Raw genomic sequence first — 15828 nt, 5'->3', positions numbered from 1 at the left:
GCGGGCGCTAGGAGCCTGCGGCGGCTTCGTCGTCGTCGGCCTGCGCCGGCTCGGCGAACCAGAGCGTGGTCTCGCCGTACTTGCGTTCGCTGAAGCGTTCCATTCCAGCCGGCCACACCGGCTCCGGTGAACGGGTGGAGCGTTCCAGCACGACGACGGCGCCCTCGGCCAGGTGCCGCGGCAGTGCCCGGAGCACCGCGGCGAGGTCTTCCTCGTCCTGGTCGTAGGGCGGATCCAGGAACACCAGGTCCCAGGTGACGTCGGCGGGGACGCGCAGCAGGTAAGTGTCGGCCTTGGCGCGGTGCACGTTGACGACGCTGCGGCCGGCGGCGTCGTTGATCAGTTTGGCGTTCTGCTTGCAGGTGCCGGCGGCCTTGTCGGCCAGCTCCACCAGGTCCACGGAGACCGCGCCGCGGCTGGCGCTTTCCACGCCGAGGGCGCCGGATCCGGCAAACAGGTCCAGCACGCGGGCGCCGGCCAGGATGTCGTAGGACTCGAGCCGGGAGAACAATGCTTCCTTCACCCGGTCCGTGGTGGGGCGGGTTCCTGTTCCGGGAACGCTGGTCAGGGAGGTTCCGCCGGCGGTTCCGGCAATGATGCGGCTCATGGGTTTTACTTTATCGGGCTTTGGCCGGTCCTCCGGCCTGAAAGTCAGTTGACCAGGGCAGCACGCTCCGGGGCGGCACTCATCAGGTCCAGTTCCTCCTGCCTGCCTGCCACTGCGACTCAGATCATAATCGCTGCTGTCACTTCCAGCGGCTTGCCGCCTTGGCAGAGAATGCAAGGTAATGTGGCAGGCTCCACGATGGAAGAGTCAGCGACAAATCTTAGCAAGAAAAAGGGAGTTTTCGTATAAATTCCTGCCACAGCTAGAATTTGAACCATGCAGATACCCATGCCAAAACTGAGGCCCTTACTCGTTCATAACCGCATATTCTTCTTGGGTCCTGGCGTCAACTCAATAGCAGAAAGCGGTATTAGCTACGCGGATGGCATGCAGGTTCAATTCTCCCCTGATCTTCAAATTGAGCCCTACACAACATACTGGGCAGGCAGTGGACGCAGTCTTGTGTCGATGGGCTCTTTTTCTTACACGCTTTCGACACTGCCGTCTTCCGTAAGCGTAGGAAGATACTCATCCATCGCATTGGGCCTGCGAGTAATGGGTGCCAAGCACCCACTTGAGTGGGCCTCCACTAGCCCGGTCTTCTATAACCGACAGTTGATGATGAGAACATACGAAGGCGATCTGGCGGAGCAGCCCAGATATCAGAAGTTTGAATATCAAGCTGGAAATATAACAATCGGTAACGATGTCTGGATTGGCGAGAATGTCACCCTAGGACACGGTGTTTCAGTAGGGGATGGAGCAGTTATCGCAAGTAATGCCGTAGTGACAAAGGATGTCGCCCCATACACTGTCGTTGGCGGCGTTCCGGCCAAAGTTATACGTTCCCGTTTTGATGACGAAACAGTGCGCCTCTTACTCGAAGCACAATGGTGGAGATACTCACCGAGCAGTCTTAGGGATGTGGATGTCCGCCATCCGCATGAATTCGCTGCCAACGTCATTGAATTGGCCAAGACTGGTGACATCGAGGAATACTCACCGTCGTTCCTAGACGGGAGAGAACTAGAAGAGGCTGCAAGAAGCTGAAGTGCAAGCTTGGCCGTCACTTTTGACGCACAATCCGCAGGGTCACACCCGCAGAGACGCAGAGATACGTGCCGGGTCAGCCGCGCTCCAGGAAGGCTTCCTTCTCCGGATTCAGGTAGTCCTCGATGGCCTCGTTCAGCGCCGGATTCTCCGTCAGGTCCGGATCCTCCTCGACCAGGGCCGTGGCATCGGCGCGGGCCTTTTCGATCAGGGGTTCATCCTGGATGGCCCGCAGCAGCTTCAGCGTGGACTGGCCGCCGGACTGCGAGGCGCCCAGGATGTCCCCCTCGCGGCGCAGCTCCAGGTCCTTGCGGGACAGCTCAAAGCCGTCGGTGGTGGCAGCCACTGCCTCCAGCCGTTCCCGGCTGGGATGTCCGGGTTCCAGCCGGGTGACCAGCAGGCAGGTGCCCGGCAGCCCGCCGCGGCCGACGCGGCCGCGCAGCTGGTGCAGCTGGGAGATCCCGAACCGGTCGGCGTCCATAATCACCATCATTGACGCGTTGTGCACGTCCACGCCCACTTCGATGACGGTGGTGGAGATCAGGAGGTCGATGTCGCCGCGGTTGAAGGCGGCCATGGTTTCGGTTTTCTCCGCCGGTTCCAGCCGCCCGTGCAGGATGCCGATCCGCACGCCGGCGAGCGCCGGCACCTCGGAGAGCTGCTGGAACATTTCGGCGACGGAGGAGAGGCTCAGCTTGTCGGCCTTGCTGCCGGGAGCGGTCTCGTCGTAGAAAAGATCGGAGCCCGGCTCCCCCTCCTTGTCGCCGATCTTGGGGCAGACCACATACACCTGCCGTCCGGCGTCAATCTCCTCGCGGGCACGTTCCCAGATGCGGCGGGCCCAGGCCGGGTTTTCCGCCAGCGGCGCCATGAAGGTGGAGATCGGCGCCCGGCCGGCCGGCAGTTCGGAGAGGGTGGAGACGTTGAGGTCACCGAACACGGTCATGGCCACGGTGCGCGGAATGGGAGTGGCGGTCATGACCAGCAGGTGCGGAGTGCTGCGCCCCTTGGTGCGCAGGATGTCGCGCTGTTCGACGCCGAAACGGTGCTGCTCGTCGACGACGACAAGGCCCAGATCGGCGAACTGCACGTGTTCGGAGAGCAGGGCGTGTGTGCCCACCACGATGCCGGCGGCACCGCTGGCGGCATCCAGCAGGGCGGCACGGCGCTGCGCGGTGTTCATGGAGCCGGTCAGCAGCGTGACCTGGGTGGCGTCCTCGTCGCTGCCCAGCCGTCCGCCCTGGCCCAGCGGACCCAGGGTCCTCGTGATGGACTCGTAGTGCTGGGCGGCGAGGACCTCGGTGGGGGCCAGCAGCGCCGCCTGTCCCCCGGCGTCGATCACCTGGAGCATGGCGCGCAGCGCGACCAGGGTTTTGCCGGAGCCCACCTCGCCCTGCAGCAGCCGGTTCATGGGGTGCGGGCGGGCGAGGTCCGCTGCCAGCTCCCGGCCGACCTCGGCCTGGCCGTTGGTGAGCGTGAACGGCAGGGCGGCATCAAAGCGGTCCAGCAGACCCCCGGTCCGCGGCGGACGGGCGGTGGCGTCCTCCTGCGCGGCGATGCTCCGCCGCCGCGCCAGGGCGGTTTGCAGCACCAGGGCCTCCTGGTAGCGGAACCGGTGCCGGGCCTTGTACGCCTCACCGACTTCCGCCGGCCGGTGGATTTTCTCGTAGGCCTCAACCAGGCCCAGCAGGTGCTCGCGCTGCCGGATGGACTCCGGGATGGGGTCGTGCAGCTCTTCGGTCTGCAGGGTGAGCAGCAGGGCGTCGACTGCCTTTTTGATGTCCCAGCTGTTGAGCTTGGTGGCGGCCGGATAGAGAGGGATGGGCCGCTTGGCCTCTTCCTCGTCGTCGGCTTCCTCGTTGAGCACCACATAGTTGGGGTTGGTCAGCGTCAGCTGCTTTTTGTAGACGCCCACCTTGCCGGAGAACATGGCGCGGGTGCCGACCGTGAGATCCTTCTGCGCGGTCCAGCCGTTGAAGAAGGTCAGGTGCAGCAGGCCGAGGGCACCGCTGGCGTCATCGGTGACAGTCACCTCCAGGAGCGTGCCCTTGCGGGTCTGCATGCGCCGGGCGTTGGCGCTCTGCACCCGGGCGATCAGCGTGACGTCCTCGTCGAAGGGGATTTCCGCGATCGGGGTCAGCTCCCCGCGCTCCATGTAGCGGCGCGGAAAGTGGTGGAGCAGGTCGCCGACGGTCGTCAGGCCCAGATGCTTCTCCAGCTTGGTGGCGGAGGGCTTGCCGATGCGCCGCTCGAGCGGGAAGTCCAGTTCCGGGGGAACGTTAGACCTCATGGGCCTCGTGGATTCCGCTGCCCTCGGGAATTTCATTGGTTTCGTGGCCATCGGCGGAAAGCTCGGTGATGGTCAGGTTCATGGGCTCGCCCACGGTACGGAGCAGATCGATGGCGATTCCGGCGTCGGGCGTGTGGACGTGCACGCGCCAGCGGTAGCCCTCCCCCACGGCGTTCACGGCGCTCATGATCACCGAGTCCCCCAGCTCATCCAGCTGCAGACGCAGGGTCGCGGCGTCCAGCGGGCTGAGGTTGATGGTGCACATCACTTCCACGCCCTCCATCCGCGGCATGTCGCCGTGAATGTGCGGAGCCTGCACGTCGTACCCGTGCAGGCCGTCAAGCAGTTCCTCCTGCAGTTCCTCGCCCAGCGCGGCAGCGCGCAGGGCGTCCAGGACAAGCAGGAACCCGACGCCGCCGGCGTCGACTACTTTGGCCTGGGTCAGGGCGTCCAGCTGCAGTTCGGTGTGCACGACGGCGGCCAGGGCGGCATTCGTGACCGCGCGCAGGGTGGCGGCCAGCCCGGCGTTGCTGTCGTCGCCGGTCTGGGCGGCTTCGGTGTCCCGGGCAGCGTTGGCGGCCTCCTCCAGCACCGAGAGCATGGTGCCGGGAACGGGATCGCTGAGCACGGACCAGGACCGCAGCTGCGCGCGGTGCAGTGCGGAGGCCAGCAGCGGCGCCGAGAGGCGGGTGGTGCCCTGCAGGGGCTCGGCCATGGCGGTCAGGAAGACGGAGAGCAGAGTGCCGGAATTGCCCTTGGCGTCCTCCATGGCGGCCCGGCCGGCAATACCCAGCAGTTCGCCGATGTCAGTGGTCTCGGCGTCGGCGATGGCGCGCGAGGCGGAGCGGAGGGTGAGGTAGAGATTGGTGCCGGTGTCGCCGTCGGCCACCGGAAAGATATTGATCGCATTAAGCCGGTCACTGTGGTTACCCAGAGACACTTCGGCTTTGCTCAACCATCGCTTCAGCGCCTGTGCGTTCGCGGTGATTTTGGTCTGCAAAGTGAACCCGTTTCCGTGCTGTCGCTGATATTCCGGCCCCCGGACACATTCAGTCCCCCGAGTGCTCCGGGCCGGTTTGGACAGTAGGAAGCCTACCGCAGCCGCCTTGGCGGTGCCGATAACGATTTGCACAAATGTGGGAAAGTTGAAGGATGGCCAAGAGACGGTACCCCGACATTGCAGCGGCACGGCACATGGGCACCGTTCGCATGACGGACGAAGCACGTTCCCCGGAAACGTCCCCGGTGACATCCCCTGGTACTCCCGCTGTGACCTCCCCCGTGAGCCCCGAGCCCAGCACCCCTTCGGCTGCTCCCGCAGCGGCCCCCCGGCCTGTCAGGTCCACGCGTTACCGGAGGCAGCGGGCCGCGGCGATAGCCGTAATGGCGCTCGTCGTCGTTGCCGTTCCCACCCTCGCCGTCCTGCTCTTCTTATTCGGATAACGGCCCCGGAGACCGCATAACTTATTCGGCCCGAATCTGGCTCGAAAACTGCTAGAAACAGCTAATCCGCTACGCTAAGGGATTACACTTCACTGTTTGCCTGTTGGGGGTTGTATTTTGCCGGTAGTCATGCCCATATACGGGACACGTCCCGAGGCCATCAAAATGGCGCCCATTGTGGCCGCGCTTCGGAAATCTGAAGTGCTCGACTGCTTCGTCACTGTCACCGGCCAGCACCGCTCCATGCTGGACCAGGTCAACAACCTCTTTGGCATTGAACCGGACTACGACCTCAACATCTTTGAGCCCGGCCAGACCCTCAACGGCATCCTCGCCCGGACCATCGACGGCCTGGACAAGCTCTTCAACGTAAACCGGCCCGACGCCGTCATCGTCCAGGGCGACACCACCACCTCCACCGCAGCAGCCATGGCCGCCTTTTATCACGGGATCCCGGTGGTCCACGTCGAAGCCGGCCTGCGCAGCGGCAATCCCTTCTCGCCCTTCCCGGAGGAAGGCAACCGCAAAATCACCTCGCAGATCGCGTCACTGCATTTGGCCCCCACCGAAGGCAGCCGGCAGAATCTGCTGGCGGAAAACATCAATCCGGCGAACATCGTGGTCACCGGCAACACGGTCATTGACGCGCTGCTCGCGACGGTGGAAAAGAATGTTCCGTTTGTGGATCCGGAGTTGGAAAACCTCGCGTCGTCCGGCCGGAAGGTCCTGCTGGTCACGACCCACCGCAGGGAGAACCAGGGCGAAGGCATGCAGGGAATCGGCCGCGCGCTGGGCCGCATTGCCCGCGCCGAACCGAACCTGACCATCGTGCTGCCGATCCATGCCAATCCGGTGGTCCGTGAAGCGGTCCTGCCCCACCTGGACGGTCTGGACAACGTGCTGGTCACCGAACCGCTGGAGTACGGCGAGTTCACCCGGCTGCTTTCCCTGGCGCACATCATCCTGACCGATTCCGGCGGAGTTCAGGAAGAAGCCCCCAGCCTGGGCGTGCCCGTCCTTGTCCTTCGGGAGAACACAGAGCGCCCGGAAGCCGTGGAGGCCGGCGTGGTGAAGCTTATCGGCACTGATGAGGACCGCATTGTTTCCGAAGTGGACCGCCTGCTGCACGACCGGGTGTACTTCAACTCCATGGCCGAGGCAATGAATCCCTATGGGGATGGGACCGCTGCTGCGCGGAGCATGGTTGCCCTCGAGAACCTACTGGACAAAAAAGTCCACTGACAGTGGGATATGTGCAAATCGCTCATACTGTGATAAGAAAAATCCCTAACAAGACTAACTTCGAGAATGGGCTGCTGACATTAGCTCGTTCCAGCTTTCTATGAGTTGATCTTCAGATAAACGATCCGAAATTTCCCGCGCGGCGGCAGACATTCGCTGACGTCTTTGTGGATCTTGCAAAAGGCTAATAAGCGACTCTGCCAACCCTGATATATCACCCGCCTCTACAAGAAGGCCGTCACGTTCGTGCGTGATCAGATCATTCGGGCCATATCTGAAGTTCCATGAAACCGGTACACAGCCGGCAGTCATGCTCTCGGCAAGAGACAGACAGAAACCTTCATAGGATGAGGCGACAACGGAGATAGCAGCGCGACTGAACTCGCTAAAGGCATCCGCCGTGAAACCGCGAAAATGGATCGAGTCCGAAAGCCCCAAGGATTTGGCCAAATCACGAAGCCGACTCTCTTCCGGTCCCCTCCCGAAAAGACTCAGCGTTGCTTGGGGATGACACTTCACAACATGCGCAAAGGCTTTAAACACATGGGCATGCCCCTTAATCGCGTCGAAACGTCCAACCATGACAATCCGGTTTGGGTCTCGTTCAAGCTGACGATCGATCGCGATTCTCGGCATATGGTGTGGAATGACGTGAAGAATATCGGAGCACCCAAACTCATCCACTATATCTTTCCGTTGCTCCTCCGTCAGCAACACGAGCGCCTTATACTCCTTAAGGTGCTTGAAAAAGTCCCTTTGCTCCGGTCGAAGCGGAGCTGAAACGCCGTAAGGCGCAGTGTGGTGGTTGTTGTGAAACGTATAGATAACCGCTGCAGCGTTGCGCTTTTCCAACTCCTGAAGAGACGCCCGGTGGAATCCATACTCCGAAATCACTGTCGGTCCCACGACACCCTTGAAAACAATCTCATGAAACCAGTAGTCTATTAGCGAAGAAAGCGCTGAAAAGTTTCTAATGCCCTTCGACGTATGCATCGCGATATTCGTGATAGCGCCAGTTTCTGGAGACTTACTTTCTTGCAAATAGATGTTTCCAGAATGGTCAAGGTACTCGATAAGGTGTGGCTTATTCTCAGGAGTCATTCTCTCGACCTTGCAGGCCCTCCCACCGGAGTCATACCAGGTACGCTTTGTTCGCTTACCACTGCGGAGGGTGTCTATTCCCGCAACCTTATCGTCCCGCATCCAAACGAAGTGCTTGTAGTCCCCATCCTGAGAGCCACGCCAAATATCCGACCGCTTTGGATCCTGGACATAACTCCATCCGTTCTGAGCCCTACCCAAAGGACTGGAATAGGGATGCTCTTCTCTCGCACCTTCGATCCCAGCGAGATCGTAATGCATGCTTCGCAGCTTTATCCTGCCGTCAGCTAAGGCGCCCTCTTCCTCCAACGTTTGGACACTGTCTTCAAAATTAGGGGAATGTTCACTGACCAAAATCTCGAAGCTATGCCCAGAATTTGCCAAAGCACGTGCTCGCCGAAGAACGCTCGTGGCCAGCCCGGTTGGACGTGCCGGGACTCCACCAAACATGACATTGTAGATATGCATACTGATCCTCTGCCGACTTTATTTGCGGATACCCTCACGCTACACGAACCAAACCGACCCAGAACCCAGCGCAGATTACTATTTGCCCCGTTCTCGGCGAAGCAGACTGTTCGAAAGAGTTGCAGCATGCCTCGCTGACTCAGGCCACACCCCACTGAACAACAATTAATGCTAACTGATTTTTTGGTAACCAAACCTCGATAACAATTTGCCAAAAAGACTTTTGCTAGATGAAGTCAAGGGCGTGGGAAGCTGGGTGCTTTGTTCATAAAAGCTCTCGGTTTCTTCGGTATAATTCCAAAATGCGGACTTTTTAACTGTGCTTGAGTCCGGTTTGTAAAACGGCTTAACCAGGGAGAGATGAGGACGTTCCCACGCAATGTCCCGGCGTACAACGCGTGCTGGAGCACCAACGGCTATGCAGTTATTTGGAACTTTGCCTTTAACAACGGAGCCAAGCCCGATAACGGATCCGTCCCGGATATCCGCACCACCGAGAATGGAGGAATTATTACCTACCCATACGTGCGAACCAATCGCAATATCTTCCGTGACGTTAATACGCTCCCCACTCGACACATCAAAGATCGGATGGGCGTCGTCGGCACGCACTTGTATTCCGCTAGCGAACATGACGTCGTCGCCTATGACTACTGACGAACCCTCTACAGATGAAATGTATACATTTCCGGTCATGGATACATTATTTCCAACAGTGATCGCTGCACCCTGGCCCACGCGAGAATGTATCTTTATTACCCCTCCACCTTTACTGCTTCCAATCGCAAAGTGACCGTTGTCGCAATCAAACTGAACATGAAGCAGTACTATTCTGGCGCTTGCTGACACAATTAGCTTGTTGTTCGAACCCCTGAAAACTATATTGATATTCTCGTCGACTACGCCGGTATAAGTAATCTCGTTGCCGCGGTCGTCTTTGTAAATTGCAAGTCGCATAACTGATTCCACCAGCACAGAATACCGGCCACACGACCGCAAGAGAAGCACATGTGCTTTCGTTACGGCGACATGAGAAACTACTTGTATGACTCAGCAAGTATTTATAGCAATGTTCGGCCCGCTGCCGGACCGCCCCACCGGCCTGGCTATGTCCGTTCTGCGACGTGCCCAAGCCTTTGCGGCTGAAGGTACGAAGACCACGATTCTCGTGGACCAGTTTGTCCCCGATATCGACCGGCATATAGCCGGGCTCCAAGATGCTGGGCAGTTGGCAGAAGGTATGATTGACGTTCGGTCGATGCACCTAGATTTTGCTGGCCGCAAACCCATGCCTTCCAGCACGGAATATGTTGCGCCAACCCATATCGGAGAATCTGGCTGGGTATACACACCAGATACGAAGCGCTGGGAAGTTTCCAGAGGGCGATACGAGGGCGACTACCGAGAATTTGTTTGGATGCGGACGTCGAAAACCGTGAGCTTCATCGACTACCTCACCGACAATGGTAAACAACGTCTACGCCGCACATGGTTTGACGAGGCCGGTCAAGCGTGCAAAGTCGAGCTAATGAACCACACCACTAACAGGCCCGAGGTCATAGATTACTGTCGCCCCGACGGATCTGTCTATCTGTCAGAGCCCCAAGAGACATCGCAGCGACACCTTACACTTCATGACGGGAGAGTGGTTCACTTCTCGTCCTACGATGAAATGTATGAGTATTGGCTGCGTAATTTTGTAATGCTCGATATCGGTAAGCCGACGATAATTTCCGAGTATGGGCGCCGGCGAAACGCGCTAGCTGCCGTTACCTCCGCCTTGGATGGAGTGCTGATTTTTACCTTCCACTCTTCACACTATGGCTCTCCGTATACTTATGGCAGTCCGACTCGGCCGGATCAGAGACATTTCTTAAGCTCGATCGAAGATCTTCCTGCATTGGTAGTGTTAACGGAGGAACAACGTCTCGATCTGCTTAAAGAGCACGGGCTGATCAACAATCTGCATGTAATACCCCACCATGTCCCCAAAGTTGAACGTTCTGTTGTGCGGGATCCAAACAAAATTGTCATGGTCGGCCGGTTCGATAAGAACAAGGGACACATAGACGCACTAAATGCGTTTTCGCGAATCCGGGAAAAGTGCCCATCCGCTTACTTCGAGATCTACGGACGCGGCCCCGATGAGCAACAGATCGTAGACTCTATCGAGCACCTTGGCCTACGGGACTCCGTCCGTATCATGGGATTTACTGATGATTCGGCCAAAATTTTTGCTGGTGCTGCTGTGTCCTTTGTGACTTCGAACCACGAAGGATTCTGTCTTTCGCTGATCGAGAGTATGGCACAAGGCTGCGTACCTATCAGTTATGGCTTCAAATATGGCCCTGCAGATATCATGCAGAACGGGAAAGATGGATTTATTGTAGCGCCAGGGAATATATCGGAACTAGCCGATTCAGCGATTCTACTACTCAGTGATCACGGATTGCGAAATAATATGAGCACCACCGCACGGCAAGTAACAGAGCGATTCACCGAGCAACGTCTCATCGATGATTGGAGAAGCTTGTTCAACATCATGGGCTCCGGTGTATTAGCGCTGGGCTAAACGCTTGAAGCACTCAACATCGGATGTTTGCCCCGCGGGTGAGGACAATATTATCTCCGTGCAGCACTAAAGAAGAAGGCTCTTAGGCTGAGACTGTTTATATCCTAAGAGCCTTCTCCGCTTACGGAAGCCAGGGATTCTAGCGCAAGACGCGGCTTCAAGGAGGGTATCTGGAACTACAAGACCCTATTTTGGGGTGGCACTCGAATGCGAGGGTCTGGCCCCGCTTGTCAGCACCAACACCAATGCCGGGCCACTAGCAACCACAGCGACCCTTTGACGGCATAACTCTGCCGTATACGGTCCCGATCATAAGGGGATGCCGCTTACCGAGCATGACACCCAGCCTCGAAGACGAACTCGGGCCCGGTTAGAGAGCAACCGCGGCGAACTTATCCAAAGCTTCTTTTTGGTACAACTCATAGTCAAGTTTTCGGTGAGGAATCTGGCCAGTGAAAAACTTCCGGAATCCATCGGCAAGACCTTCCTCACTGTTTTCCACGAGAAGGCCATAACCGTCTTCCAATACGCTCCTGGGACCGACCACGTCCGTGGAGATCACTGGACGGTCGAGAATTAGTGCCTCTAGGACTACGAGGCCTTGGCCTTCATAGTCAGACGAGAACACAAAGCAATCGGCGCTCTTGAGGATTGCGAAGGGATTCAGGCGCCGGCCCGCAAGCAGGACGCGTCCATCAAGTCCCAGCCTCGTAATGAGTTCCTGAAGTGAGCCAAGTAGCGGACCGTCACCCAAGATGACCAGCTTCGCTTGTGGCTGCTCAGCTGCCAAAGCGGAGAAAGCTGCTATAAGTTTCGCATGCCCCTTTTCGGGGGAAAGGCGCCCAAGGGTCACAAATAACGTGTCACCATTATTTAGCCACTCCGCAATATCTGCATCCAGGGGATCCTCTGCCAGCCGGAGCGTCTCCTGCGGATTTACGAGGTTATTACAGAAGGTGAAAGAATTAGGGTTCAGCTCAAACCGCTCCGCCAACTGACTCACGTTCTCTTCAGCAACACTCTCCGTTACGGAGATAAGGGAATCAAAACGTTTGTACAGCCGGAAATTTCCTTCCAGGTAAGGGAACCGATTCTGCCACTCTTTGTTCATGTCATTATGCAAATAGACGGATTTTTTCGCATCTTTGAGCGGAGCGTTGCCCAACAAAGCTGTCCAGAACCGAGCATAACCTTCGAAGCAGATAACAGAATCAAACGCAGATGCTCCAAACATGCGCCGAAATTCGCGCGCGAATGCACGGTCGATTATGGCCCACATTTCTTCAGAATCAACGGAGTACTGGCTGTTGAACTTGTCGACGACCCACCGTTCCTCTGGGGTGAGAACATGGCTTCCGACACGCGCGAGCACCCGAACGTGGTCTGGATTCTGGTCAAACTTTTCCAGCCGGGCAGGTTCTGAGGCCAGCGCTTCCGGATCCACGACGACGTAAACATTGTTCTCCCCGCTGTCGATGTGGGACACAAGGTTCAGGTAGGACGTGGTGATGCCATTGGGCAAAAAGGACCCCTGGAACAGCAAGATGTTCCGCTTCTCGTCCATTCCGTTGTGGACTTCGCAGGCAGCGTCACCGAAAAAGAAGAACTCAACAACCCGCGCTGCCGCGTGACCGTCATCGTGTGGGCAGAATTCCCTCTGGGCTGCTGCGTACTCCTGCCGGTGGTGGGCAGGAGTACCTGAGGGAACCAGGCTGTTTAGTTGTTCGACAACAGTATCTATGTCGTGGCAGACGCTCCCCGGCATAGACTCCAGATCGAAGTAGAGGCCTCGTTCCTCCTTATAACGGTCCAAATCGTAGGCGTAATAGATGATTGGCCGGCCGGTAGGGATGAAATCGAAGAAGATACTGGAGTAATCGGTAATTAGCACATCAACGATAGCAAGGAGGTCGTTCGTGTCGATTGCGGCAGGGACGGCATGCCTGTCTAACAGTTTCCCCTTTGCCTGGGAACTGGTCATTGCATGGCCACGGTAGAGCAAATGCCATTCCTCTGATCCCCCCATTGCCTCGACGTCAGCAATCAGTCTCTCGTTATCAAGACTTCTGTCCCCCAGGGTTCCGCGCCAGGTCGGTGCATATAGAACGACTTTCTTCCCAGCGGGTATTCCAAGTTTCTCCCGCAGGGCAGTCCTTTGAGCGTCTGAAGGCGTTAGTGTCGCGTCTACTCTGGGATAACCGGTAAGTGCAAGCTTCCCGCTGAAAATTCCAGCTACGTCGTATTTCTCAATCAGACAGTCCGCCGTAAACTGGTTGGGAGCTATAAGATGCGTTGCGTGAAGGAAATTCCTGGCAGCGTTTTTGTGCTCCAAAACGCCGCCCTTGATATCGCGGCCAAGTGTTTTGAGCGGGGTTCCGTGCCAAGTATTGAGGTATTGCTGCTCATCACGACGGATGAAGTAAGGAGGATAGGTGTTGTCATTTATCAGGTATCTTGCCGTTGCGAGGTATCGCAGATAAAGATCGCTGTCCCTCACCACAAAAACGAAATCAGCACGTCGGCGGAACTCCGCGGGGATGTTCTTCGGGTCGTTGACTACCCAGACGTGCGTAAAACCTGTAAAACGCTGGTCGGTAATGATGGATTTGCATAGCTGCAGCGGGCTACCCGCTATTGCAGATCCGTGGCCGCTTTCATATAAGACCGTGGAGCCCTGGATGGTCAGGGTTTCCATGTACTCCGTGTACACCATCGTCTGTTTTAAGTGCCGTTTTTTCATGTACTGAGTCGTGTCAACGGCATGAGGTCGCTTGAACTGCCGGATCTCCATGAACGCGGCAGAAGCCTCCCGGTATTTCCCTTCCAGCATCAAGGACCGGCCCAGTCTGAAGAACCGCTCAGGCTCATACGCCGTTGTGCGCTTGACCGCTTCGCCGTATGCGGTCGCAGCAATGGCAAAATAACCCAGCTGCTCTGCACGCACCCCGAGCTTGTAACAAAGGTCCGCCGACTGAGAAAGGAGCCCCACCTGCAAGTCGGCTTCCAAAACGTCTTCGAGGTAAGGGTTGCCGCTGGTAGAGGGCGTGGGCGAGACTCTGTCTTCCCGTGAGAGGTAGAAGGCCAGGCAGGCTTCCTCGTACCGGCCTTGAAGCTGCAATACGTATCCCAGCCGATATTTCCAGTAAAGACTGGCACTGGCGGAGCTCTCCAGTATCCGGGAGTAGGCGCGCTCGGCGTTCTTGAGATCTCCCAGACGCTCGTATGAAAGGCCAAGTCGCCAGGACATTCGTTCTTGGAAAGGGTCGAGCTCGAGTCCCTCCTGGAATACACGTGCTGCCGTGTCCCAGTCGTATATTTTCTGGAGGGCTAAGCCGAGGCGGTAGCGGATCTCCACGGATTCAGGGTTGGAGATCAAAGTTTTTGCGTAGCTGTCAGCCGCCAACTTCCACTGACCACGGGCCTGGAAATAAGCACCGATGCCAACTGTCGCAGCGCCGAGCTCTGTGTCTTTAGCGACGGCGAGCACATACGCTTCGTCAGCCTTGTCAGGACGTCCCGCTAGATGCCATGCCCAGCCCGCCTTGAAGGGGAGGACCCCGCTCTTCGGGCTAAGAGCGGAAGCCTTGGCGTAAGTGACTGCTGCCGATTCAAACTTTCCCATTTTAAAGTAGGCGTCAGCGAGCCTTTCCAGCCAGCGACAGTCTCCCGAGTGAGTTGCTAGCCCATCCTCCAGAGTGCTCATCATCTGCCAGGTTGCCGCCTTGTTCTTGACCACTACGTCAAGACGTAATTGTGCAATGGCTGCCTCGCATGCCTCCACTCGCCGCACCCACGCTGTTTGCTCCGGGCTCAGATCAAGCGCTTTTCGGTAGTAGTGCAAAGCATCGCCGAAGGACTTTTGACGCTCCAGTACGAAGCCAAGACGATAATTCCATGCTGCGTTGTTCGGTTGAAGCTCTACCGCCCGCCTGAGAACTGGCAGCGCCTCATTCAGACGATCTAGGCGAAAATAACCATGCCCAAGTCGAAAGACTACTTTGGCATTCGACTCTTCGCCCCTGCGCATAAGACGTTCGTACACAGCTACTGCTGCGGCCCACTCGTCCTTGCTTTCGAGCTTCCGAGCATGCGCGTAAGCCGCCTGCCATCCCAGCATTATTCCCCTATCGAAAATTACGAACCGAATGACTTAGGGCATAGCCAGTTATGCCCTACTGGATTACTTTGAAGGAGGTGCAGCGACCAGTATTTGCTCATTGGCACGCACCAAATCCTCCGCGAAATCCACTTCCACAGCGTAATAAGCACTGATGTCAACAGGTGCGTAACGCGACCCGTTGAGGGAGATAGCTGCCTCTATGCCACCCTCGAAGTACTCCTGGTCATCGACTTCAGTTAGACGTGCGATAAGAACGTCCTTATCGGCAGACGACACGTAGTTAATCCCAATTGCTTCCCCCAGGGCATTCTGGGTTTTCTTAGACAGGTTGTTTATGAATCCGTCTTCGCCAACAGTATATTTAACTTCCTCATCGGACACGGAGGAAGTATCCACAGCGATGAAGGACTTATCCGCTTTGATCGAGTCACGGAGGTATTCCAGCATCTCGGGGTCAAAAACAACATCGCCGTTCATCCACAGCACGCCGCCGTCGTGAGAGTTTTTCAACGCTTTCAGCAAACTCTTCGAAGTATTTGTCTGATCAAAAGCTTCATTGTAAACAAACGAAGCATCCGGCATATGCTCCATGATTTGCTCGAGCTTATAGCCGACCACAATAGTCAACCGCAACTCTTCCCCGAAGGCGGCCTTGAGGTTATCCACTTGCTGAGTCATGATGGTTCGTCCATCATCCAGGGGTGTGAGTGGCTTTGGGTGCGGTCGCGCCAACCTAGTACCCATGCCTGCTGCGAGAATCACGGTCTGTAAAGTCATTTTGTTCCTGTCGTCCAGGTAGTAAGGAGCGGGAACAAGCTGGAAGATGGGCATTAGATGCCATCTTGGTGCGCCAAGGCCAAATCATCAACATCGATATACCATGCTTACCCCCCAGCCAGCGTATCAACCATGATCGTTATAGAGAAATTCACGTT

General features: G+C 57.2%; 10 protein-coding genes. 3 read left to right on the top strand and 7 right to left on the bottom strand.

Annotation, left to right across the window (positions count from 1 at the left end; genetic code table 11):
• Positions 1-7: 7 nt before the first annotated feature.
• A complete protein-coding gene (gene rsmD, locus QNN99_RS04990; protein WP_229965326.1) occupies positions 8-607 on the bottom strand; it encodes a 16S rRNA (guanine(966)-N(2))-methyltransferase RsmD in 600 nt (199 codons plus the stop codon).
• 276 nt (positions 608-883) lie between these two features.
• On the opposite strand from rsmD, the gene QNN99_RS04985 reads away from it, so the two are divergent.
• On the top strand, positions 884-1657 hold the full coding sequence (locus tag QNN99_RS04985) for a CatB-related O-acetyltransferase (RefSeq protein WP_269439151.1): 774 nt from the start codon (positions 884-886) through the stop codon (positions 1655-1657).
• Positions 1658-1733: 76 nt separating this feature from the next.
• Here the strand turns inward: QNN99_RS04985 and recG are convergent, their stop codons facing one another.
• The gene (recG, locus tag QNN99_RS04980; protein ID WP_229965325.1) at positions 1734-3947 is read right to left on the bottom strand and encodes an ATP-dependent DNA helicase RecG; all 2214 of its coding nucleotides are present in this window, start codon (positions 3945-3947) and stop codon (positions 1734-1736) included.
• Entirely contained in the window at positions 3937-4914 is a 978-nt protein-coding gene (locus QNN99_RS04975) for a DAK2 domain-containing protein (protein ID WP_229965365.1), read from the bottom strand. Before QNN99_RS04975 ends, recG begins: the two co-directional genes overlap by 11 nt.
• A gap of 605 nt (positions 4915-5519) precedes the next feature.
• Between QNN99_RS04975 and wecB the strand changes: the two genes are divergently transcribed.
• On the top strand, positions 5520-6632 hold the full coding sequence (gene wecB / locus QNN99_RS04970) for a non-hydrolyzing UDP-N-acetylglucosamine 2-epimerase (protein ID WP_269439150.1): 1113 nt from the start codon (positions 5520-5522) through the stop codon (positions 6630-6632).
• Positions 6633-6686: 54 nt separating this feature from the next.
• Here the strand turns inward: wecB and QNN99_RS04965 are convergent, their stop codons facing one another.
• On the bottom strand, positions 6687-8201 hold the full coding sequence (locus QNN99_RS04965; RefSeq protein WP_229965323.1) for a glycosyltransferase: 1515 nt from the start codon (positions 8199-8201) through the stop codon (positions 6687-6689).
• A 171-nt stretch (positions 8202-8372) separates the two neighbouring features.
• Positions 8373-9170 carry an acyltransferase gene (locus tag QNN99_RS04960; protein ID WP_229965322.1) on the bottom strand — a complete coding sequence of 266 codons (798 nt, stop codon included), beginning with the start codon at positions 9168-9170 and terminating at the stop codon, positions 8373-8375.
• 76 nt (positions 9171-9246) lie between these two features.
• Here QNN99_RS04960 and QNN99_RS04955 point away from each other — a divergent pair, with 76 nt between their 5' ends.
• Positions 9247-10773: a glycosyltransferase gene (locus tag QNN99_RS04955; RefSeq protein ID WP_229965321.1), complete on the top strand. Its 1527-nt coding sequence runs from the start codon at positions 9247-9249 to the stop codon at positions 10771-10773.
• 370 nt (positions 10774-11143) lie between these two features.
• On the opposite strand, the gene QNN99_RS04950 is transcribed toward QNN99_RS04955, so the two are convergent.
• Together QNN99_RS04950 and QNN99_RS04945 are read right to left on the bottom strand one after the other, a co-directional pair.
• Complete coding sequence (locus QNN99_RS04950; RefSeq protein ID WP_229965320.1) at positions 11144-14890, bottom strand: CDP-glycerol glycerophosphotransferase family protein; 3747 nt, start codon at positions 14888-14890, stop codon at positions 11144-11146.
• A 63-nt stretch (positions 14891-14953) separates the two neighbouring features.
• Complete coding sequence (locus QNN99_RS04945; RefSeq protein WP_229965319.1) at positions 14954-15670, bottom strand: phosphocholine cytidylyltransferase family protein; 717 nt, start codon at positions 15668-15670, stop codon at positions 14954-14956.
• Positions 15671-15828 lie beyond the last annotated feature (158 nt).

Source organism: Arthrobacter sp. zg.Y820, from assembly GCF_030125555.1.
Classification (GTDB): Bacteria; Actinomycetota; Actinomycetes; order Actinomycetales; family Micrococcaceae; genus Arthrobacter_B.
The sequence above is the reverse complement of the archived record's forward strand: the minus strand, read 5'-3'. Positions and strand labels throughout refer to the sequence as shown.

Coding starts and splice junctions, on each gene's coding strand:
- recG (WP_229965325.1), bottom strand. CDS start 3,947: ATGAGGTCTAACGTTCCCCCGGAACTGGACTTCCCGCTCGAGCGGCGC.
- QNN99_RS04985 (WP_269439151.1), top strand. CDS start 884: ATGCAGATACCCATGCCAAAACTGAGGCCCTTACTCGTTCATAACCGC.
- rsmD (WP_229965326.1), bottom strand. CDS start 607: ATGAGCCGCATCATTGCCGGAACCGCCGGCGGAACCTCCCTGACCAGC.
- QNN99_RS04945 (WP_229965319.1), bottom strand. CDS start 15,670: ATGACTTTACAGACCGTGATTCTCGCAGCAGGCATGGGTACTAGGTTG.
- wecB (WP_269439150.1), top strand. CDS start 5,520: ATGCCCATATACGGGACACGTCCCGAGGCCATCAAAATGGCGCCCATT.
- QNN99_RS04950 (WP_229965320.1), bottom strand. CDS start 14,890: ATGCTGGGATGGCAGGCGGCTTACGCGCATGCTCGGAAGCTCGAAAGC.
- QNN99_RS04965 (WP_229965323.1), bottom strand. CDS start 8,201: ATGCATATCTACAATGTCATGTTTGGTGGAGTCCCGGCACGTCCAACC.
- QNN99_RS04955 (WP_229965321.1), top strand. CDS start 9,247: ATGACTCAGCAAGTATTTATAGCAATGTTCGGCCCGCTGCCGGACCGC.